This window comes from Cohnella sp. GCM10020058 (assembly GCF_042683485.1).
Classification (GTDB): domain Bacteria; phylum Bacillota; class Bacilli; order Paenibacillales; family Paenibacillaceae; genus Cohnella.
The window spans coordinates 533-1,306 of record NZ_JBHUJV010000012.1 but is presented as its reverse complement, the minus strand read 5'-3'; the positions used below and the strand labels follow the sequence as shown (position 1 = coordinate 1,306).

At 54.5% G+C, this 774-nt stretch carries 2 tRNA genes and 2 rRNA genes (1 of these 4 running past the window's edge); all 4 read right to left on the bottom strand.

The features are described 5' to 3' along the window. Positions 1-120: 120 nt before the first annotated feature. Positions 121-196 (bottom strand) — tRNA-Ala (locus tag ACFSR7_RS21505). Between the two features lie 26 nt (positions 197-222). Further along, positions 223-299 (bottom strand) — tRNA-Ile (locus ACFSR7_RS21500). A 58-nt stretch (positions 300-357) separates the two neighbouring features. Beyond that, positions 358-474 (bottom strand): 5S ribosomal RNA (gene rrf / locus ACFSR7_RS21495). Between the two features lie 161 nt (positions 475-635). Continuing rightward, positions 636-774: ribosomal RNA gene (locus ACFSR7_RS21490) — 16S ribosomal RNA — on the bottom strand; its annotated part runs 532 nt beyond the window's last position; the annotation flags it as partial.

The window sequence follows — 774 nt, the reverse complement described above, 5'->3', positions numbered from 1 at the left end:
GCCACACAAGGCATTGTAGAGAATTTCTAATTTGCGCATTTTCGTTTCGCTATCCGGTTTTCAAAGAACAAGTTCTGCCCTCCGCCCATCTGACAAGCAGGCTGTGCGGAGAAGTAAAGATGGTGGAGACTAACGGGATCGAACCGTTGACCCCCTGCGTGCAAGGCAGGTGCTCTCCCAGCTGAGCTAAGTCCCCATGGGAAGTATTCAATTGAAGCTTGGTGGTGGGCCTTAGTGGACTCGAACCACCGACCTCACCCTTATCAGGGGTGCGCTCTAACCAGCTGAGCTAAAGGCCCGTATGATATGGCCAGTCTCGCTGGCTTGATCTCAATTCCAGTGAAGGAATCAAGACCGGCTTGGCGACGTCCTACTCTCCCAGGACCCTGCGGTCCAAGTACCATCGGCGCTGGAAGGCTTAACGGTCGTGTTCGAGATGGGTACGCGTGGAACCCTTCCGCCATTATCACCAAACCGGTATTGCTACCGAGCGATCGAAGATCGTCTCGGACGTGCCGCAAGCGTTAGCGTTTCGCTAGAAACGCGTTCGTGCGGTACGTGAAGGATTTCTCCTTCAAAACTGAACTCGAGCGATAAAACCACGGACTTACGTATTGCCCCGAAGGGCTCCTTAGAAAGGAGGTGATCCAGCCGCACCTTCCGATACGGCTACCTTGTTACGACTTCACCCCAATCATCTACCCCACCTTCGACGGCTGGCTCCCTTGCGGGTTACCCCACCGGCTTCGGGTGTTGTAAACTCTCGTGGTGTGA